The 19,925-nt window shown below is 35.6% G+C and carries 21 protein-coding genes; 8 read left to right on the plus strand and 13 right to left on the minus strand.

The genetic code is table 11. From position 1 onward, the window contains the following. Window positions 1–17: 17 nt before the first annotated feature. Both AC1B0Z_RS16420 and AC1B0Z_RS16425 read right to left on the minus strand, forming a co-directional pair. Window positions 18–314, minus strand: a complete 297-nt coding sequence (locus AC1B0Z_RS16420) for a putative quinol monooxygenase (protein ID WP_483793341.1) — start codon at window positions 312–314, stop codon at window positions 18–20. Window positions 315–322: 8 nt separating this feature from the next. Next, complete coding sequence (locus AC1B0Z_RS16425) at window positions 323–1,189, minus strand: SAM hydrolase/SAM-dependent halogenase family protein (protein ID WP_483793342.1); 867 nt, start codon at window positions 1,187–1,189, stop codon at window positions 323–325. 157 nt (window positions 1,190–1,346) lie between these two features. Here AC1B0Z_RS16425 and AC1B0Z_RS16430 point away from each other — a divergent pair, with 157 nt between their 5' ends. Continuing rightward, window positions 1,347–2,300, plus strand: coding sequence for a PhoH family protein (locus tag AC1B0Z_RS16430; RefSeq protein ID WP_483793343.1), 954 nt, complete (start codon window positions 1,347–1,349; stop codon window positions 2,298–2,300). Between the two features lie 187 nt (window positions 2,301–2,487). After that, complete coding sequence (locus AC1B0Z_RS16435) at window positions 2,488–3,441, plus strand: phosphoribosylaminoimidazolesuccinocarboxamide synthase (RefSeq protein WP_483793345.1); 954 nt, start codon at window positions 2,488–2,490, stop codon at window positions 3,439–3,441. A 4-nt stretch (window positions 3,442–3,445) separates the two neighbouring features. On the opposite strand, the gene AC1B0Z_RS16440 is transcribed toward AC1B0Z_RS16435, so the two are convergent. The 5 genes from AC1B0Z_RS16440 to AC1B0Z_RS16460 form a co-directional block, all read right to left on the minus strand. After that, on the minus strand, window positions 3,446–3,850 hold the full coding sequence (locus AC1B0Z_RS16440; RefSeq protein WP_483793346.1) for a DUF2452 domain-containing protein: 405 nt from the start codon (window positions 3,848–3,850) through the stop codon (window positions 3,446–3,448). 16 nt (window positions 3,851–3,866) lie between these two features. After that, window positions 3,867–4,031, minus strand: a complete 165-nt coding sequence (locus AC1B0Z_RS16445; RefSeq protein ID WP_483793348.1) for a Lacal_2735 family protein — start codon at window positions 4,029–4,031, stop codon at window positions 3,867–3,869. Window positions 4,032–4,154: 123 nt separating this feature from the next. Next, entirely contained in the window at window positions 4,155–4,802 is a 648-nt protein-coding gene (locus AC1B0Z_RS16450; protein ID WP_483793349.1) for an HAD family hydrolase, read from the minus strand. A gap of 9 nt (window positions 4,803–4,811) precedes the next feature. Then, a complete protein-coding gene (locus AC1B0Z_RS16455) occupies window positions 4,812–5,597 on the minus strand; it encodes a carbonic anhydrase (protein ID WP_483793351.1) in 786 nt (261 codons plus the stop codon). An 86-nt stretch (window positions 5,598–5,683) separates the two neighbouring features. After that, window positions 5,684–6,055: a TfoX/Sxy family protein gene (locus tag AC1B0Z_RS16460; protein ID WP_483793352.1), complete on the minus strand. Its 372-nt coding sequence runs from the start codon at window positions 6,053–6,055 to the stop codon at window positions 5,684–5,686. 80 nt (window positions 6,056–6,135) lie between these two features. Between AC1B0Z_RS16460 and AC1B0Z_RS16465 the strand changes: the two genes are divergently transcribed. The 3 genes from AC1B0Z_RS16465 (at window position 6,136) to acs (ending at window position 10,291) form a co-directional block, all read left to right on the plus strand. After that, a complete protein-coding gene (locus AC1B0Z_RS16465; protein ID WP_483793353.1) occupies window positions 6,136–6,393 on the plus strand; it encodes a DUF4212 domain-containing protein in 258 nt (85 codons plus the stop codon). Then, window positions 6,383–8,161: a sodium:solute symporter family protein gene (locus tag AC1B0Z_RS16470; protein ID WP_483793354.1), complete on the plus strand. Its 1,779-nt coding sequence runs from the start codon at window positions 6,383–6,385 to the stop codon at window positions 8,159–8,161. Before AC1B0Z_RS16465 ends, AC1B0Z_RS16470 begins: the two co-directional genes overlap by 11 nt. Before the next feature lie 222 nt (window positions 8,162–8,383). Then, window positions 8,384–10,291 (plus strand): acetate--CoA ligase, encoded by a 1,908-nt coding sequence (acs, locus tag AC1B0Z_RS16475; RefSeq protein WP_483793356.1) that lies wholly within the window; start codon window positions 8,384–8,386, stop codon window positions 10,289–10,291. Window positions 10,292–10,343: 52 nt separating this feature from the next. Here acs and AC1B0Z_RS16480 read toward each other — a convergent pair whose 3' ends face one another. Beyond that, on the minus strand, window positions 10,344–10,958 hold the full coding sequence (locus tag AC1B0Z_RS16480) for a fumarylacetoacetate hydrolase family protein (RefSeq protein ID WP_483793357.1): 615 nt from the start codon (window positions 10,956–10,958) through the stop codon (window positions 10,344–10,346). 125 nt (window positions 10,959–11,083) lie between these two features. Between AC1B0Z_RS16480 and AC1B0Z_RS16485 the strand changes: the two genes are divergently transcribed. Then, window positions 11,084–11,602 carry a DinB family protein gene (locus AC1B0Z_RS16485; RefSeq protein WP_483793359.1) on the plus strand — a complete coding sequence of 173 codons (519 nt, stop codon included), beginning with the start codon at window positions 11,084–11,086 and terminating at the stop codon, window positions 11,600–11,602. 1 nt (window position 11,603) lies between these two features. Here the strand turns inward: AC1B0Z_RS16485 and AC1B0Z_RS16490 are convergent, their stop codons facing one another. Further along, the gene (locus AC1B0Z_RS16490; protein WP_483793360.1) at window positions 11,604–12,809 is read right to left on the minus strand and encodes a multidrug effflux MFS transporter; all 1,206 of its coding nucleotides are present in this window, start codon (window positions 12,807–12,809) and stop codon (window positions 11,604–11,606) included. 138 nt (window positions 12,810–12,947) lie between these two features. Between AC1B0Z_RS16490 and AC1B0Z_RS16495 the strand changes: the two genes are divergently transcribed. Together AC1B0Z_RS16495 and AC1B0Z_RS16500 are read left to right on the plus strand one after the other, a co-directional pair. Next, window positions 12,948–13,589: an acyloxyacyl hydrolase gene (locus AC1B0Z_RS16495; RefSeq protein WP_483793362.1), complete on the plus strand. Its 642-nt coding sequence runs from the start codon at window positions 12,948–12,950 to the stop codon at window positions 13,587–13,589. Between the two features lie 168 nt (window positions 13,590–13,757). Then, entirely contained in the window at window positions 13,758–15,284 is a 1,527-nt protein-coding gene (locus AC1B0Z_RS16500) for a helix-turn-helix transcriptional regulator (protein ID WP_483793363.1), read from the plus strand. Window positions 15,285–15,592: 308 nt separating this feature from the next. On the opposite strand, the gene AC1B0Z_RS16505 is transcribed toward AC1B0Z_RS16500, so the two are convergent. From AC1B0Z_RS16505 to AC1B0Z_RS16520, 4 genes are all read right to left on the minus strand, one after another. Continuing rightward, complete coding sequence (locus AC1B0Z_RS16505) at window positions 15,593–17,143, minus strand: acyl-CoA carboxylase subunit beta (RefSeq protein ID WP_483793364.1); 1,551 nt, start codon at window positions 17,141–17,143, stop codon at window positions 15,593–15,595. Window positions 17,144–17,198: 55 nt separating this feature from the next. Then, a complete protein-coding gene (gene accC / locus AC1B0Z_RS16510) occupies window positions 17,199–18,638 on the minus strand; it encodes an acetyl-CoA carboxylase biotin carboxylase subunit (RefSeq protein WP_483793366.1) in 1,440 nt (479 codons plus the stop codon). A 94-nt stretch (window positions 18,639–18,732) separates the two neighbouring features. Beyond that, complete coding sequence (locus tag AC1B0Z_RS16515; RefSeq protein ID WP_483793368.1) at window positions 18,733–19,218, minus strand: acyl-CoA carboxylase biotin carboxyl carrier protein subunit; 486 nt, start codon at window positions 19,216–19,218, stop codon at window positions 18,733–18,735. Between the two features lie 57 nt (window positions 19,219–19,275). Further along, entirely contained in the window at window positions 19,276–19,827 is a 552-nt protein-coding gene (locus AC1B0Z_RS16520; RefSeq protein WP_483793370.1) for an NUDIX hydrolase, read from the minus strand. Window positions 19,828–19,925 lie beyond the last annotated feature (98 nt).

The raw sequence follows: 19,925 nt of genomic DNA on the forward strand, positions 1-19,925 counted from the left end.
AGTCTTATCGCTTTGTTTCAATCTAATGTTACTAATTTATCCACACTCCATGCTTCAGGTCGCGCATTAAAAAGTACTTTGGTTTCACTCCAAACAGTTTTAAATAATTCAGAATGTCTATAATTTTCTAAATCATCTTCGGACGTCCAATAACTATAAGTAAAAAATATGTTGTTTTGATTTTTATCTCTGTACAATTCTAGAAACTTACAGCCTTCAAAGTTTCTAATGTGTATTTTATTTTGTTCAAAGATATTTAGGAATTTATTAATAGACTTTACTTCGAAGCTCATTTTTACAATTCGTACCAGCATAATCTTGTTTAAAAAATATCCTCTTTTTGAGTTATCACAGGGACTGTTATAAACTCTATACCAATGGTGTCTCTAACTTGTAATCCCATCAATGTAGCGGCACTTCCATGTTTGTGGGAATCACTTTTATACATAGCTATTTCAAGAAATCCGCCAGAATTAAAAACCACTAAACCTTTGCCTTCATCTTGCCGTTTTTCCTTTGGCGTATCAAAATTCACAACATCACTATACTTATTAAAAATGGTTTTAAATCTGTACTGGCGTGCTGTAATTTCAAACTTGCGCCCTTTTTGTATGGTCTCAAAAAACTTTTTCCGAATATTAGTTACCACATTGCCATAATTATCGATATAAATCACGTTGCCAACAATTTTGGTTTTATCTTCATTAACATTAGGCTTTAAATTGTTAATGGGTTTTATGGCGCTTATGGGTTTTCCTATAACTTCTAAAGTACCACCGCGTGCAATATGGCATGCCACTTTTACAAATACGTCCAGTACAGGGAAACTGGTTTGTATTTTATCATGGATATTGATTTCCACAATTTTCTCTGGAGCAATCTCAGAACAAATCATACTCATGATACCATTGTTGGCGCATATAAAATAATGATCGTCCAATTTCATGGCGATATGTTTGTTCTCCTCGTTCAACTCAGAATCTATTCCGATTATATGAATGGTTCCAGCAGGAAAACTGCTGTAGGCATTTTGAATGATATAAGCGGCTTCTGGAATATTAAACGGGGAAACCTTGTGTGAGATATCAACAATATTCACATCAGGAAGTTCACTGTAAATAGCGCCTTTTGTTGCGCCAGTAAAGTGATCTTTCTCACCAAAATCGGTTGTTAATGTTATAATTGCCATAGGCAAATTTGTTGATATGTTTTTAAGGTTAACTCCTCTAAAATTATGTATTTTTGGACTTAGAGAGAATGATATACAAAACTAATAAATCATTTTATCTCATTACACATTATTTTAATTAATGTTTTAATCAAAAAACTATATTAAATAAACGCTTTTGAACGAAATTATTTTAGAACTCGAAGAAATAACTCCAAAAGAATTTTTTGGAGCTCAAAATGCCAACATAGAACTTCTTAAAAAGTACTTCCCTAAATTAAAAATTGTTGCTCGCGGTAATAAAATTAAAGCTTTTGGTGATGAAGAATTATTGGAAGAATTTGATAGACGCATTTCCATGTTATTAAAGCATTTTGGAAAGTATAATAAACTGGATGAAAACGTCATAGAACGCGTACTTACTAGCCAAAGTAGTGACGATTACAAAACATCAAAAGATAGCGGTGAAGCTATTGTGCATGGTGTAGGTGGGAAAATAATCAAGGCACAAACCGTAAATCAAAGGCGACTTGTAGAAAGCATGCGCAAGAACGATATGGTATTTGCAATTGGGCCAGCTGGAACAGGAAAGACTTATACAGGGGTAGCTTTAGCAGTTCAAGCACTTAAAAATAAGGAAGTAAAACGCATTATTTTAACACGCCCAGCAGTAGAAGCGGGGGAGAACCTTGGATTTTTACCTGGGGATTTACAAGAAAAATTAGATCCCTACATGCAGCCGCTATACGACGGTTTACGCGATATGATTGCCCCGGAGAAATTAGCGAGCTATATAGAAAAAGGTACCATACAAATAGCACCTTTGGCCTTTATGCGAGGTCGTACGCTGGATAATGCATTTGTGATTTTAGATGAAGCCCAAAACACAACCCACGCCCAAATGAAGATGTTTTTAACGCGTATGGGCAAAAATGCAAAGTTTCTGTTAACGGGAGATCCAGGGCAAATAGATTTACCGCGCAGAACCATATCTGGATTAAAGGAAGCCCTTCTTATCCTTAAAAATGTTGATGGCGTAGGCATCATATTTTTAGATGATAAGGACGTAATACGCCACAAACTGGTTAAAAAAGTAATTGCAGCATATAAAAGTATTGAAAACAGAGATTAAATGTTTTAGGAGCTTTTTCCCGCTTTCGGCAGTCGCTTTTTTGTGTTGCATACCTGCCTGTCGGCAGACAGGGGTGCAACAACACAAAAAGAGCTTCAACAAAGCCTCAATCGGGGCTAAACATATTTGCTAAATGCATTGCTTAACTTTAAACGAATAAACAAATGAACTCATAAACCGTCAAAAAATGAGTAACACCATAATAGATACCAATTTCAATTTTCCTGGACAAAAGAACGTATACAAGGGAAAAGTAAGAGAGGTTTACAATATAAATGACGAGCAATTGGTAATGATTGCTACCGATAGGCTATCAGCATTTGATGTCGTCATGCCAAAAGGGATTCCATATAAAGGGCAAATCTTAAACCAAATCGCTACTAAAATGATGGCGGCCACGGAAGATTTGGTACCTAATTGGTTAACCGCCACACCAGACCCAAATGTTGCGGTGGGCCATTTGTGCGAACCATTTAAAGTAGAGATGGTGATTAGGGGCTACATGAGTGGTCATGCAGCTCGCGAATATAAAGCAGGAAAGCGTATGCTTTGTGGGGTCCCGATGCCAGAAGGTATGAAGGAGAATGATGTGTTTCCAGAGCCAATAATTACGCCAGCAACCAAAGCAGAAATGGGTGATCATGATGAGGATATTTCTCGTGAGGATATTTTAAAGCGAGGTGTAGTTTCTGAAGAAGATTATATTGTTCTTGAGGATTACACCAAGAAGCTATTTCAAAGAGGTTCAGAAATAGCAGCTTCCAGAGGGTTAATTTTGGTAGACACTAAATATGAATTTGGAAAAACAAAGGATGGACAAATTGTATTGATTGATGAAATCCACACACCAGACTCCTCACGTTATTTTTATGAAGACGGTTACGAAGAACGCCAAAAAGAAGGAGAACCTCAAAAACAACTGTCAAAAGAGTTTGTGCGCCAATGGTTAATATCTAATAATTTTCAGGGCTTAGAAGGACAAACAGTACCTTACATGAGTGATGAATACATTGAAACCGTTAGTGGTAGATACATCGAGTTGTACGAGAATATCACAGGAGAGGCTTTTGTAAGAGCTGATGTTAGTAATATTCAAGCACGTATAGAAGCTAATGTTTTGAAGTATTTAGATAAGCAATAATATATTACTCTACCTTCTGCCAAGTTTGGTCGGCATTTAAGTAAAAACTGCCTACAAAGTTAAAGTTACACTCTTCTGGAGCAATTAAGGAAAGAAAGGTTTCACCGTGCTCTCTCCTGTATAAATGGTATACTTCTCCAATTACAGGCTCAAACGTGAATTTTGAATTATAGATAAGTTGATTATCCTCAAACTCCTCTATCATTTTTTCGTATTCAGCTTTTAGCTCCAGATATTTTGCTTCAATTTTATGGTTTATTTTAGTAATACTGCGCTTTTTCCAAGGCGTGTTGTCGGTAGATGAAATTGCAGGTGCGCCAACCGAAGTGGCATAAGGTTTTATGGCCGCATCGTATTTTTTTGATGAAGTATTAAAAACAACATTATCTGGCTTTTTGTCTTCTTTCATTTAAAACATTAATGAATTAAGGCAGGTTTTCAATCTGTTTCATAACTTCATCAGCTTCAAAAGCCTTTTGGTCGCTCATTTTCCTATTTGTGGTAGATAAGGCATGTGCCTCTTTTAATAATGCTTTATATTTTTCCTGTAGTTTTTCTTTTTCTGACTTTTTTTTAAATAACCCAAACATGTTTATATTTATTTTAGATGTGAACCAATAATTTGGTGCAAAGATACAATTTGTTTAATTGTTTTATCAAAATGTTAAACAAAATTATTTTATGATAGAATCTTAAACAATACAAGGCATGTATTATATAAGGGAAAGTAACTCGTAAGGCGTATTCAAAATAGTATCGGCGCCCGCTTTTAATAGCTCTTCTTTTGTCCTAAAGCCCCAGCTAACACCAATAGGGCGTATGTCTGCGTTTATCGCCACCTGTACATCTACATTAGTGTCTCCAACATATATGGCTTCTTTAGGCACAATACCTAATGTATTGCATATAGAAAGTAATACTTGAGGGTTTGGTTTTTTTAAATGCTCGTGCACAAGACCTTCAATGGGCGACATGTAGTTTGGTAATAACTTTGTCGCTACTTTCTTGGTTAAACTATCTTCTTTGTTAGAAAGTACGCTAAGTTTAAATCCTCTGGAATGTAAAGCTTCTAACAATTCTAAAATACCATCGTAAGGTTGCGTTTTACTGGTGCATATATCAGAGTAGGTTTCCATCATTTCAGAAAGGCATACATTAACTAAGTGATCATTTAGTTCTTCTTTGGGGATGGCCTTTTCAATTAAACTTTTTACACCGTGCCCTACAAAGGTTTTATAGGTATCGTAATCAAAAGTTGGATAACCTCTTTGTTTTAAAACCATATTCATGGCGTCGGCAATATCATAGATAGAATTTACCAAGGTGCCGTCCAAATCAAAAATTATTGCTCTGTAGGTCATCTGTCAAAGCTAGTAATTATAGTTAACAACCCTATCATTTATAGGCTGCTCATTCCTGTAATTATTTAACGGCATATTGTCTCTCAGTTTAATAACTTCTTCAACCGATAAAATAATAGGTTCTTTAAATACAATCCAGTTTACGTTTTCACTACAAGGAGGCGTGGTTAGTGATCCTGTGTAAGAATAATAATGTTTATTTTCTAGAAATAGGCTGGATAAGTCTACTTTTTGATGAATATCTTTTACTGCTCCATTTTTAAGAGGTAAAAAACTTTCGAAAAATTCGAATAGCTGACTTTCTTCTCCTTCCTCTCCTAATAGTCCCAAAACGGTTATATTACCAGATTTGTTTATGTGTACCAAATGCATTTCTAGAGGATAAATAAGCCCGTTTATTTTATGTTCCGATGGTTCATGAAAATGTATTTGTTTCAGATAATAGGTTTCGTTTTTATAGTTGATAGAATCACCTTGCTCAAAATCAAATTGAATAGAATGTCCATTATTCTCTACTTTTTTTAGAAGCGTAGTTGGAGTATATTGTATTTTTAAATCACCTTGTATTTGCGTGGAATCTGTACGCCTATGTATAATGTTTATAGGTGATTGGTGTTCTCCACCACAATCGGAATTTTTTTCAATTTCTGTCCAATATTCCGGTGCTGTTTCTCCAGAATACCCCCAGTGCAAATGTTTTCTATAATCTGCTTTATGTTTGTCTTTGTCGTACTGTATACATGAGGAGTTAATGCATAGAAACACCAACAGTATAAGCGTAGTTTTAATTTTCAAAACGTTTTATTTAATGTTCGGACCTCACAAAATTAATCTATAAAAACAGACTAAAACCTTACAAATGTCAGTTTTTGAGAAAAAAACTAACTTTTACGTTTTCGTGATTTACTCGCTTTTGCCAACGGATTAAAAGCCAAACATAAATCCAACCAATAACCCAAGTCATCATCGGTATCAAATCCATCTGGAGTTATAAAGATATAACCCTTCATTGGTCGTCCTGTAAAATCCATAGGCATGCATTCTGGTTTTTCCAATGCGGTTGAGTAGGCATCCAAACCTATACGAGCCATGAGTAAACTATCATCATATTTTTGATCAATATGAATACCGCAGAGCATTTTACCACCCACTTTAAAGCATAACCCGCCCATCATTTTTAGTTCAGAGAAACCAATGTGCTTCTCTTTTAACTGCTTTCGAATTCTATCTGCTAAATACTCGTCGTACGCCATAAATTGCGCATTTATGATATGGCCTTTCAAATATATTGAAAAATGATGTTATCTTGAGGCTCCAACTAAATAACAAAAATATGTCGAAAACAAAACATGCCTCGGCCTACTGGAAGGAAAACATAAAGTACGTACTAATCTTATTACTTATTTGGTTTCTTGTGTCTTTTGGAGCGGGAATCCTTTTTAAAGACGCTCTAAACACTTTTAAAATAGGAGGCTTTAAGTTAGGTTTCTGGTTTGCGCAGCAAGGTGCTATGTATGTATTTGTTATCCTTATTTTTGTTTATGTACGCATTATGAATAGACTTGATAAGAAGTACGGTTATGAGGCATAGTTTGATTTTAGAAGATATCAGTGTTCAAAATTGGACATATATCTTAGTTGGGGTTACGTTTGCTATTTACATTGGGATAGCCATTTGGTCTAGGGCAGCATCAACAAAGGATTTTTATGTTGCTGGAGGCGGTGTGTCTCCATTAGCCAACGGTATGGCAACAGCCGCAGATTGGATGAGTGCAGCGTCGTTTATTTCAATGGCTGGTATAATTTCTTTTGCGGGCTATGATGGTGCTGTGTATTTAATGGGTTGGACAGGAGGTTACGTACTATTAGCATTACTTCTTGCACCTTATTTGCGCAAATTTGGCAAGTTCACTGTGCCTGATTTTATTGGAGATAGATATTACTCAAAAGTAGCTCGTTTTGTGGCAGTTTTGTGTGCGCTTTTAGTATCGTTTACCTATGTGGCAGGACAGATGCGAGGCGTGGGTATTGTGTTTTCACGTTTTTTGGAAGTTGATATTAATACTGGAGTAATCATCGGGATGTTGATTGTTTTGTTTTATGCTGTTCTTGGCGGTATGAAAGGTATCACATATACGCAGGTGGCACAATATTGTGTTTTAATTTTTGCCTTTATGGTGCCTGCTATTTTTATTTCAATACAGATGACAGGGAATCCCATTCCGCAGTTAGGTTTTGGAGACACGCTTTCTGATGGATCGGGAACGTATTTGCTGGACAAATTAGATGGATTAAGTACCGAGTTAGGTTTTTCTGAATATACCGAAGGTTCTAAAACTATGATCGATGTATTCGCCATAACACTTGCACTTATGGTTGGCACTGCTGGTTTGCCGCATGTAATCGTTAGGTTTTTTACGGTAAAGCGAGTTAAGGACGCAAGAAAATCAGCAGGTATTGCGTTGTTGCTTATCGTAATTTTATACACAACAGCGCCTGCAGTTGCTGTTTTTGCAAGAACCAATTTAATTGAAACTGTTTCAAATAAACCTTATGCCGAAGTTCCTGAATGGTTTAAGAAATGGGAAGAAACCAAGTTGATAAGTTTTACAGATAAAAATCAGGACGGACATATTCAATACGTAAAAGGAGATGCATATTTAAAGGATGAAAATGGGAAATTCGATTTTCAGAGACCCAACCATAGCACAAAAAATGAACTCTATGTAGATAGAGATATTATGGTGTTAGCAAATCCCGAGATTGCAAGATTGCCTAACTGGGTCATAGCTTTGGTTGCGGCGGGTGGTTTAGCTGCGGCATTATCTACTGCTGCAGGATTGCTCTTAGTAATTTCCTCATCAGTGTCTCACGATTTGATTAAAAAAATAATTAAACCATCTATTTCAGAACATGGAGAATTAGTGGCGGCACGGTTGTCAGCAGTTGGTGCTGTGTGTGTTGCCGGCTATTTTGGCATTAACCCGCCAGGGTTTGTAGCAGCGGTCGTGGCTTTAGCTTTCGGTCTGGCGGCGGCATCTTTTTTTCCCGCCATTATTTTAGGAATATTTTATAAACGCATGAATAAGGAAGGTGCTATAGCGGGAATGGTTGTTGGTATTACTGCCATGTTGCTTTACATGATAAAATACAAACTAGGGTGGTTTGACGAAACCGTTCCAGACAAAAGTGAATGGTGGTTTGGTATTTCGCCCGGAGGTTTCGGTACCGTTGCCATGGTGTTGAATTTTATAGTGTCAATAGCAATAATGAAATTTACACCAGCACCTCCAGAAGACGTTCAGGAAATAGTTGAGAATATTAGGATACCAAGTGCTGCTGGTAAGGCCACGCATTAATTTTTTTGGGCGCTCCCTGCGGGCGGGCTTTACGTTTCAAGTCCTCGCACTTCCTGCGTCGGGCTGTGGGCTTTCCTCTGCAATCCCTAGCGCAATTATCTGCTTAGGCAAGTGCTTATCAAAAACTTATAGCTTGTCTGTCAAAACACTTAAAAAACCGCTATATTTTGTTATTTTTAAAATTCGAAATTTAAAATCACACCAATATAAACTAAAAGACCAATGAGTAACTACCATATAAAACACTTAGAGGAATACTATCAAGTATATCGAAAATCGGTTCGGGAGCCAGAGCATTTTTGGGAAGAGATTGCGGAAGAACATTTTTTATGGTACAAAAAATGGGATAATGTACTTACCTGGGATTTTTCAAAACCGGAGGTAAAGTGGTTTGAAGGCGCAAAACTTAATATTACGGTAAATTGTATCGATAGGCATTTAACAACCAATGCAAACAAGACCGCGATTTTATTTGAGCCAAATAACCCCGATGAAGCGGCTGAACACATTACATACAGGCAACTCCATAAACGTGTTTGTCAATTCGCCAATGTGTTAAAGGATAAAGGCATTAAAAAAGGGGATAGGGTTTGTATTTACTTACCGATGATTCCTGAACTAGCTATTGCTACTCTGGCCTGCGCTAGGATTGGTGCCATACATTCTGTGGTGTTTGCTGGATTTTCGTCAACTGCTTTAGCCACCAGAATTAACGATAGCGAATGTAAAATGGTGATTACAAGTGATGGTTCCTATCGTGGTGCCAAAACCATCGATTTAAAAGGCATTGTAGATGAGGCTTTGAATGAATGCCCGTGTGTACAATCCGTTTTAGTGGTGAAGCGTATACATTCTGAAATCAATATGGAGGAAGGGCGTGATGAGTGGATTGCGCCTTTATTGGAAGAAGCTTATGAAGATTGTGTTCCTGAAGTTATGGATGCTGAAGATCCACTATTTATACTTTATACATCTGGCTCTACTGGTATGCCTAAAGGGATGGTGCACAGTACTGCTGGTTATATGGTTTATACTGCTTATACATTTAAAAATGTGTTTCAATACAAAGAAGGTGATGTATATTGGTGTACGGCTGATATAGGTTGGATAACGGGACACAGCTACATCGTTTATGGTCCTTTAGCTAACGGGGCAACAACTGTGATGTTTGAAGGTGTACCAAGCTATCCTGATTTTGGACGTTTTTGGGATATCGTGGAAAAACATAAAATCAACCAATTTTACACGGCACCAACAGCAATTAGAGCTTTAGCTAAAGAGGGATTGGAATTGGTTGAAAAATACGATTTATCTTCGCTTAAGGTTTTAGGTTCGGTAGGTGAGCCTATAAATGAAGAAGCGTGGCATTGGTACAATGATAACATTGGTAAAAAACAGAGTCCGATTGTAGATACTTGGTGGCAAACTGAAACTGGCGGAATTATGATTACACCTATCCCTTTTGCAACACCTACAAAACCAACCTATGCAACGTTACCTTTTCCTGGGATTCAACCAGCTTTAATGGATGAAGAAGGGAAGGAGTTAAAGGAAAATCAAGTTACTGGACGTTTATGCATCAAGTTCCCATGGCCTTCCATGGCAAGAACCATTTGGGGTAATCATCAGCGTTATAAGGACACTTATTTCTCAGCTTTTGAAAATAAATATTTCACTGGTGATGGGGCGCTGCGGGATGAAGTTGGATATTATAGAATTACGGGTAGGGTAGACGATGTCATTATTGTATCTGGGCATAATTTAGGAACTGCACCAATTGAGGATGCTATAAATGAACACCCAGCTGTGGCTGAAAGTGCAATAGTAGGTTTTCCGCACGACATTAAAGGAAATGCTCTTTATGGTTATGTTATTTTAAAGGATGTAGGTGAAGGACGGGTGCATGATAATTTGCGGAAAGAAATCAACCAGATTATCACTGAGCATGTTGGGCCGATTGCTAAGTTGGATAAGATTCAGTTCACCAAAGGATTACCTAAAACGCGTTCAGGTAAAATCATGAGACGTATTTTACGAAAAATTGCCAGTAACGACACAAGTAATTTAGGTGATACTAGTACGTTGTTAAATCCTGAAGTAGTTCAGGACATTATGGATAATGTGTTATAGAACAAAAGCAAACAACGCATCATTTCATTTATAAATTAAATTTTTAATACTATTATATCATTTTAAAATCTAATAGTAGCTCATTTTCAATAGAGGCTTGCAAATGGTCTCCTTTATAAATTAGTCCAGTGCCCGAAGCGGGAGTTCCTGTAAAGAACAAATCCCCTTCGTTAAGGGTCATAAACTTTGAGACGTAAGAAATGATTTCCGCAAAATTATAAATCATCTTGGATGTGTTTCCAACTTGCTTTAGTACTCCATTTATCTTTAAATCAAAATTGATATTGTTTAAATCTGGAAACTCAGAAATTGGTTTAAAATTTGAAATTGGAGAAGCGCCATCAAAACCTTTCGCCAATGCCCATGGCCACTTTAGTTCACGATTTGTGTTAAGAAGATCGGTTGCGGTATAATCTATACCAACAGCTATTTCGCTTATATGCGCTGTGGCATTTTCAACAGAGATGTTTTTACCTGTTTTACCAATTTTTGCAACTAGTTCTACTTCATAAACAATTTCATTGCTAATTTCTGGATAAGGCACGTCATTATTTCCAGTAACCAGAGTGCTATCGGCTTTTATAAAGATAAGTTGATGTCCGTTTTTTAATGCTGCAACTTCAGATAAATCGTTAACATAATTCTTGCCAATACCAATTACTTTCATTTTCGTTTTATTTTAGGAGAATGCCGTGAAATTATAAAATTATACCAGAAGATTAAAGATAAAAACATTCAATTTTACCCACTCATTAATTTTGCTTTACTTTGAGAAATGACAAATGCATTTTTATGATTAAAACAGATGTAGATTCTAAGGAATACAATGCCTATTATCAAGTTTATTTGAATAAATTATCAGATAATTTAGGTTTATTGGAAGGTTTTATAAACGGTAGAAAAGAGGTTATTGATTTCTTTTTGTCATTACCCAATGAAAAACATGCTTTTGCTTATGATAAAGGAAAATGGACGGTAAAAGAAGTGTTTCAGCATATAATTGATACAGAGCGTGTATTTATGTATCGCTGTTTTAGAATTGCTAGAAGGGATGCAACAGCTTTAGCTGGATTTGATCAAGATAATTTTATGATGACTTGTAATGCAAATTCAAAATCCATAGCGTTATTGCTTGAGGAATTTACCTCTGTTAGGGATAGTTTTATAGTATTGTTAAAAACGCTAAGTAGTGACGATTTAGAGTTTATTGGCGAAGCAAGTGGATATCCAATTTCAGCTAGAGCCGCAGCTTTTATAAACTTAGGGCATTATCTCTGGCATATTGATGTTATCAAAGAAAGGTATTTGTAAGTTAAATGGTAATTGTTTCCATTTTTTTCCTCATGATAAGAAAAACAGATACCGATAATAACCCAAATACTGAAAATCCGATAAATAAAGGTAAAACTGAGGTAGAAACAAAACTACCAATATAGTTGGCGATAGGAACTGCTAAAACGGTACTTATAAACCCGTTTATCGCGGCACCAATCCCCGCGATATGTCCTAACGGCTGCATAGCAATCGCACGAAGATTCCCAAATAAAAACCCAACAGCAAAAAATTGTAATGCAAAAAAACCTAGTAACACATAAATGCTTGGATTATTACCAGAGTAAAACAAAACAACATAGAGTATAGATATTACGAAATATGCAATGGCCGCTGTATACGCCATACGGTACATGCCGTATTTTTCAACTAAGCGACTGTTTAGATATGTTGCTAATCCTACTGATATGGCTAAACTTGCAAATATATAAGGGAATAGCTCTGCTAAATCATACTGTTCCTGGAAAATTTGTTGGGATGTACTTAAATACACCATAAACGAACCTGTTATAAATCCAGAAACAAAAGTGAATGCTACCGCTTCTTTGTACTTAACAAACTCGTTTACACCATCGATAAATAGATGAGCGGAGAATTTTATGCGCTTTTCTTTAGGAAGTGTTTCAGGTTGTCGCACCCAAAACCAAACCATGATTGCTATTCCGAAAACTAGATTAAAATAAAAAACAGATTGCCAATTAAAGACTGTAATAAGCCATTGTCCTAAAGTTGGTGCCACCACTGGAACTAAAATAAAAAACATGACGATGATAGACATCACTTTTGCCATATAATCCCCACTAAATAAATCCCTAATCATTGATAATGCTATGCTCCTCGGGGATGACAACCCTACACCTTGCAAGACACGACCAATAATCATCATTTCAAAATTTTTAGTGGAAACGCAAATTATACTTGCAACTATAAACAATGCAAAACCTATGAAAACAATGGGCTTCCTGCCAAAACTATCCGATAGGGGTCCAAATATTAATTGTCCAAAACCAATGCCTAAGAAAATCATGGTTATTAGCAATTGGTTGTTACTTGCATTATTAACGCCTAAATGATCACCAATTTCCGGAAGCGCTGGTAACAAGGCATCAATTGATAGCGCAACTATGGACATCAATGACGCCATAAGTGCTACGAATTCAGACTTAAATTGCTTTTGATTTTGCATACCGCAAAAGTATAGCAATTAAAAAGTTCTTGTAGCATTTAATTATTTTATAACTCAATATCAATATTGCTAAACTTGATTATTAGTAATATATTACCTTTTTAAATCATAACTTTAGTAACAAGAACAAGTTTAAAAATGTATCTCAAAAATATAGGAGTTCTCTATATATTTCTGGTGTTATTTATTTGCAGCAATATAGTTAGTTCACAAACTAAGCAAGAAAGAATTAAACTTGGGTTTTCCTTCGGAAAAGGTTTTCATAATAAATTCCCATTTGATTCGGAGGACTACTCACATGAGGTAGAATTTTATAAGGTGGTATTTAACTACCGGTTTAAGGAAAGTAAAAATTGGGCATTTGAATTTGTTGCTGAACCTAGCTATAACCGTGTTGAGCACCAACTTTTAAACAAATGGTTCATCCAACCATTGGATGGACAGGATTATTTAGAGCTTCGAGAAATTTTTACTGAAAAAAGGATGTTTAATGAATATGTTTTAAACTTAGGTTTGATAGCGAGATATAAGCTATTTAGAAAACTTAGCGTTTATGCCGTTGGAAGCGTAGGCCCTATGATAGCTGATAAGCGCACCGAAAGGTTAGCTAGTGGTTTTGCTTTTTCTGACGTTTTTGGATTGGGATTATCATATGATATTGGTAAGGTAAGGTTAGATTTTAGGTATTCGGTAAGGCATACTTCAAACTTAGAAATAAAGCAGCCTAATAATGGACATAATACAACAAACGCTGAGTGCTCAGTTTTATTAAGTTTGTAGTATATTTTGTATTAAGCTTGGTTTTAATTCACTCATTCATTAAGATTTTTCTATTTTTGTGTTATAGCTAACTAACAATAACCTTAAGGTTTGTCGCCATCTAATACTAATTTCTCTCTAAAAATAGTTGGGGTTTTTCTATTGCTCTCACTACATCACTACTCTTGTGTGGCACAAGAGAACTATTACCGGCTTTTAGATTCTGCTATTGCATCTATTGACTTTGATGCAGAAAGAGCATGGAGATTTTTAGATAGTATTCCTGAGCCTATATCTAATAACCTCAAAGGAAGGGTGGCTCAATATTATTCTACCAAAGCACTTTTGCATGACGAGTATAACCAGTATTCTAAATTTCATCAATCAAATATTCTTGCATTAAAGTATGCTATCGAAGAAGAGAACTACTGCATTGCTGGTCAAGCAAGTTTAGATTTACACACTGACAAATATTTAATAGCCGAGGATACTACTGATTCGAGATATTTGGATCAAGCCAAAAAATATTTCGAGAAATGTGAAGATAAGTACCTTGCTTTACAAATTGAAGAGATGCAATCTTATTATAAATCACTCGATGGTAAATTTGAGGAAAGCAATGCTATTATATTGGATAAAATCGATTATTATAAAAGCATTGGCGATGAGGTAGGGTATTATTATATGTTTGCAAACTACCTGCTCGCTTCCAACTACCTACAGTTAAATAATCTAGAAAAGGCACACAAGTATTTTAACGAACTAAAATCATTAAAGAATAACCCTACAATTTTGCCATATAATCAAAGATCATTTTTAGCTTCATTAGACATTTATTTTGCTGAGGCTTATTTTGAAAAAAGCATTATGGATTCTACGTTCCATTATCTTAAAAGTGCTTCAAAAAATTCGAAATATATGGCAGGTGATGTACTGCAAGATTATTATAAATTATCAGCTAGTGCCTATAAGGAAGTAAATGACTTGGAAAAATCTAAACTATATATTGACTCCTTAGTACGTTATGAAGACGAACTTTTCATAAATAATGTTGATGCGAGTTTTGAAATCAATGAGAATTTACTGGATGCAGAGTCTGAATTGCATGATCAGAAAAAAGACAAAGTATTGGTGCAGAGAATGGTATTCCTTTTGTTAGCTCTTGTAATAGTTGTGAGTATTATTTACTTATTTCTCTATAGTAAGCATAGAACTAGACTTAAGACTGTAAAGAAAAAAGCGACTGATTTATCTTATTTGAAATCAAATAATGACCAGTTGGCGGTAAAAATACATGGTTTAGAGGAGTATTTAAAAAATCTCAAAAAAGAGGTAAGGGATATCGCATCAGTAAAGTGTTTAGATCATCAAAAATTAAGAATCAAAGAACTTTACACGAATTTGCATGTTAACTCTTCTACGATTTTGGACAAAGGCGATAGCCATTTGGAACTAATTAATGACTTAAATATAGATTTTTTTAAAAAGATAAATTCATTATACCCTCAGTTAAATAAATCTGAGGTCATTATTTGCTATTATGTACTTATGGGGTTTAGTAATAAGGAGATTGCGGTATTTTTGACCACGACCATAAGATCCGTTGAAAGTAGACGCTATAGAATTTCGAAGAAAATAGATTTTGATAAAAAAGAAACTACATTTGTAGAGCATTTAAGAAAAACATTTAAGGAGACCTTACAAAGCCCTATTTAAACAGGTGTTCTATAAGTTGCGTAAACAATGCGTAGTAAAAAACTATACGTTTTTCATTTAGTTTTTTCATATTTGTTATGCTATTATCAATAGAATTAATTTAGGTGATAGTCTTAATATTTCTATTAGGGAAAATTAAAATAGAAATTAATATACCAAGGGTTGGTTGGCTATTAATTCGTTTTAATTAAATATTTGATTAAGATTATTACAATTAATTTATAAACGTTTCTACTCAGAAAAGTTTATTGGTTACAGTTGAAAAAAGGAGTCTGATTTAGGCTCCTTTTTCAGTTTATGTGTTGTTTTTATAAAGGAATATTTCCGTGCTTTCGCCTAGGTGTATTTACTTCTTTGTTTTCAAGAGAAGCAAAAGCTTTCAGAAGTTTTCTTCGCGTATTTTTTGGTAATATGACTTCGTCAATAAAACCACGTTTAGCAGCACGATAGGGGTTTGCAAACTTGGTGGCATATTCTGCTTCCTTTTCTGCCAGTTTTTCTTCAGGGTTTTTGGCATTTGCAATTTCTCGTCTAAAAATAATTTCACTAGCGCCTTTAGCCCCCATTACCGCGATTTCTGCTCCTGGCCAGGCAAAATTAAAATCGGCTCCAATATGTTTTGAATTCATTACATCATAGGCCCCACCATACGCTTTTCGAGTAATAACTGTTACTCTTGGTACCGTGGCTTCACTCAATGCATACAGCAGTTTTGCACCATGCACGATGATACCGTTCCATTCTTGATCTGTTCCTGGTAAAAACCCTGGTACATCTACCAATACCAAAAGTGGAATATTAAAACAATCGCAGAAACGCACAAAACGTGCTGCTTTTTTTGAACTGTTAACACCTAAAACTCCTGCAAATGCCATAGGTTGATTTGCAACTATACCAACACTACGCCCGCCAAGTCTTGCGAAACCAACTATGATGCTTTCAGCATAATCTTTATGGATTTCATAAAATGAGTCTACATCAATAATTCCAGAAATAACCTCATGCATATCATAAGGCTTATTGGGGTTGTCTGGCACAATATCAGATAACACATCTCTTACTTCATCCTCAATGTGATACTTTAATAGTTTTGTTGTTTCCGTATTATTCTGGGGTAGATAGCCTAAAAGTGTTTTTATGTCCTCTAAACATTCTACATCGTTAGCAGACGTTTTATGCGCTACACCAGATTTAGAGGCATGCGTTTGGGCACCACCTAATTCTTCACTTGTTACCTCCTCATTAGTAACAGTCTTAACCACATTAGGACCTGTAACGAACATATAGCTGGTTTCTTCTACCATAATAATAAAATCCGTCATAGCAGGGGAGTACACCGCACCTCCTGCACAAGGTCCCATTACGGCCGAGATTTGAGGAATAACTCCGGAAGCCTGTACATTTCTAAAAAAAATATCGGCATAACCACCAAGTGAGCGAACACCCTCTTGAATGCGTGCTCCTCCAGAATCATTTAACCCAATTATTGGCGCTCCAACCTTTACGGCCATATCCATAACCTTGCAAATCTTTTCAGCATGTGTTTCTGATAACGAGCCTCCAAAAACAGTAAAATCTTGAGCATATACGTAAATAAGTCTACCGTCAACAGTTCCATAGCCAGTAACAACTCCGTCGCCATATATAATTTGGTCTTCCATTCCAAAATCCGTGGTTCTATGTGTTACTAATGCCCCTATTTCTTCAAACGAGCCTTCGTCTAGGAGATATGCAATGCGTTCACGCGCAGTCAGTTTTTTGTTTGAGTGCTGTTTGTCAATACGTTTTTGCCCTCCTCCAAGTTTGGAAAGTGCGATACGTTCATTAAGCTTGTCTATTTTATCTTGTTTTGAATCCATAATATCGTAATTCTCGCAAAGTCGCCGAGGCGCAAAGGAGTGTTTTTGCTTAAAGTTAATGTGGTAATCTTAATTTTTTCTGATCTTCTAGATATTGTGTTACAGCAACTAGAGCTGCAATTTTAGCTTCTTTCTTTGTACTTTTTTGTAGTATTTCAGGCGAATAATAGTTTTTAACAAAATGTGTGTCAAAGTTTCCTGATGTAAAAGCATCATGTTCGCATACATATTTTCCAAAAGGTAATGTTGTTTCTACGCCCACTACCTTGTAATTGCTTATAGCCTCTATCATAAGCATAATGGCTTCCTCTCTCGAATCTCCATACGTAATGAGTTTAGAAAGCATTGGATCATAATAAATGGGGATATCCATACCTTCTTCATAACCATTATCTACGCGAATACCATTACCTACAGGAAGCTTGTAAGTATCTAAATGTCCAACACTGGGGAGAAAGTCATTTAATGGGTCTTCTGCATAAACTCTTAATTCTAGCGCATGACCTTTAATTTCGAGATTTTTTTGCTGAATGTCAAGTTCTTCACCACGAGCCACTTTAATTTGAAGTTCTACTAAATCTACACCAGAAACAATTTCAGTTACTGGATGTTCTACTTGCAAGCGCGTATTCATTTCTAGAAAATAGAAATTGTGATCGGCATCCAACAAAAACTCAACAGTGCCAGCTCCAAGATAATCACATGATTTAGCCACTTTTACGGCAGCTTGTCCCATTTTTTTACGCAATTCAGGAGTTAATACTGATGAAGGTGCTTCTTCAACTACTTTTTGGTGACGACGTTGTATGCTGCATTCTCTTTCAAAAAAATGAAGAATATTGCCATGAGCATCAGCCATCACTTGGATTTCGATATGTCTTGGAGAACTTACATACTTTTCTATAAATACCGAGCCATCTCCAAAAGCTGAAACAGCTTCGCTAATGGCACGATCCATTTGAGATTCTAAATCTTTTTCTTTTTCGACGACACGCATGCCTTTACCACCGCCTCCTGCTGAGGCTTTTATCAAAATAGGGAAACCTATTTCCTTAGCGATTTTTTTCGCTTTAGCCACGTCTGTAATCGCCTCGTCAATTCCTGGTACCATTGGAATATCGTATTTCTTAACAGCTTCCTTAGCCGCAAGTTTACTTCCCATGATTTTTATCGCTTTAGAGCGAGGGCCAATAAAAACAATATCATTTTGTTCGCACGATTCGGCAAATTCGGCATTTTCGCTTAAAAAGCCATATCCAGGATGAATGCCATCTACATTCAGATTTTTGGCAACCTCAATAATCTTATCTCCTTTTAAATAAGATTGGTTTGACGGGGGTTCTCCGATACAAACCGCTTCATCAGCAAATTTTACATGTGGTGCATTTCTATCTATGGTAGAAAAAACAGCTACAGTGTTTATCCCCATTTTTTTAGCCGTTTTCATTACACGGAGTGCTATTTCTCCTCTATTAGCTACAAGAATTTTTTTCATCCGTTTAAATTTATTTTTTTCATAGGTCAGATGTAATTCGCCATTAATACTGTCAATTGGTATTACCATTTGGTTATGGCGACTCATTTCATAACTATTCAAATTCTATGATGAGTTGGCCTTTATCAACAGCATCTCCTTTTTTGGAGTGAATTGCCTTTATAACGCCGTCAATTGGTGATGTAATACTGTTTTCCATTTTCATCGCTTCCAAAATCAGTAAGGTATCATTTTCTTTAATGTCTTGACCAACTTCAATATTAATTTCAAGAATTAGTCCTGGCATTGGTGCAGTAATTGACGTAATCGCTTTTTTAGACCCAATAGAAAATCCCATATCGTTTATCAATACGTCTAAATCATTCGAAATTTGCACCTTATATAAGGTGTTATTTACTGAAACTTGATACGTTTTTTTGCTAAAATTTGAGTTATTTATTTCGCAATGAAACGATTTGTTGTCGTGAAGTAGGTGATAGTTTGAGTTGGATACGGAGACAATATCTAAGCTGGAAATATCATCTGAACTCATATCAAAATCAAAATTGTTATTAACTTTGGCTTTTAAAATGTTACTCATAAGTATCTTGCTTTCCGTAAATATAAGCAAGATTTATATTATAAACTAGAGTAAAAGTCAGTCTATTCTAGCTTTTATATTTTTATAAACTTCTTGGTAATATGCTTTGTTTGAAGGTACAAGATGATTGTCTTTTCCTATATGATTTAACAAAGATTCAAACTCTTGGAATGATATTAATTTAAGTGCTTCAACTTCGTCTTCTTGTGGAGTTAGTTTTGATAATGGAACCTTAAGTTTTGCTATAAACGTGTTATGAAATTCATTGTCTATTAACCCAATACCGTAACTTTGAAAACACTTAAAAACGCCAATTAACTTTAAACTTTTTTCTGAAAGTTCTAAGCCAATTTCTTCCTTGGTCTCTCTAATGGCAGCTTGTTTTGCTGTTTCACCTGCATCAATGTGTCCTGCAACTGAGACATCCCAAAGTAATGGGCAAATCGCTTTTTTGGATGATCGTTGCGCCAATAAGATTTTTTTGTCTTCAGTATACAACCAGAGATGGGCAGTATGGTGATACAATCCTTTTTGGTGAATTATGGATTTTAATTCTCGCTTTCCTGTTAATTCTCCCTCTTTAGTAGCAACATCTATATGTTCATCCATATATTTTCCTATTCATAAATTACAGATACAAAACTAATTAAATCTAAAAAGAGTTTCCAATTCCAATAAGCAAAAGTAATAGGAATAGGTTTTAATTT

This window comes from Hyunsoonleella sp. J2K-J805 (genome assembly GCF_057167125.1).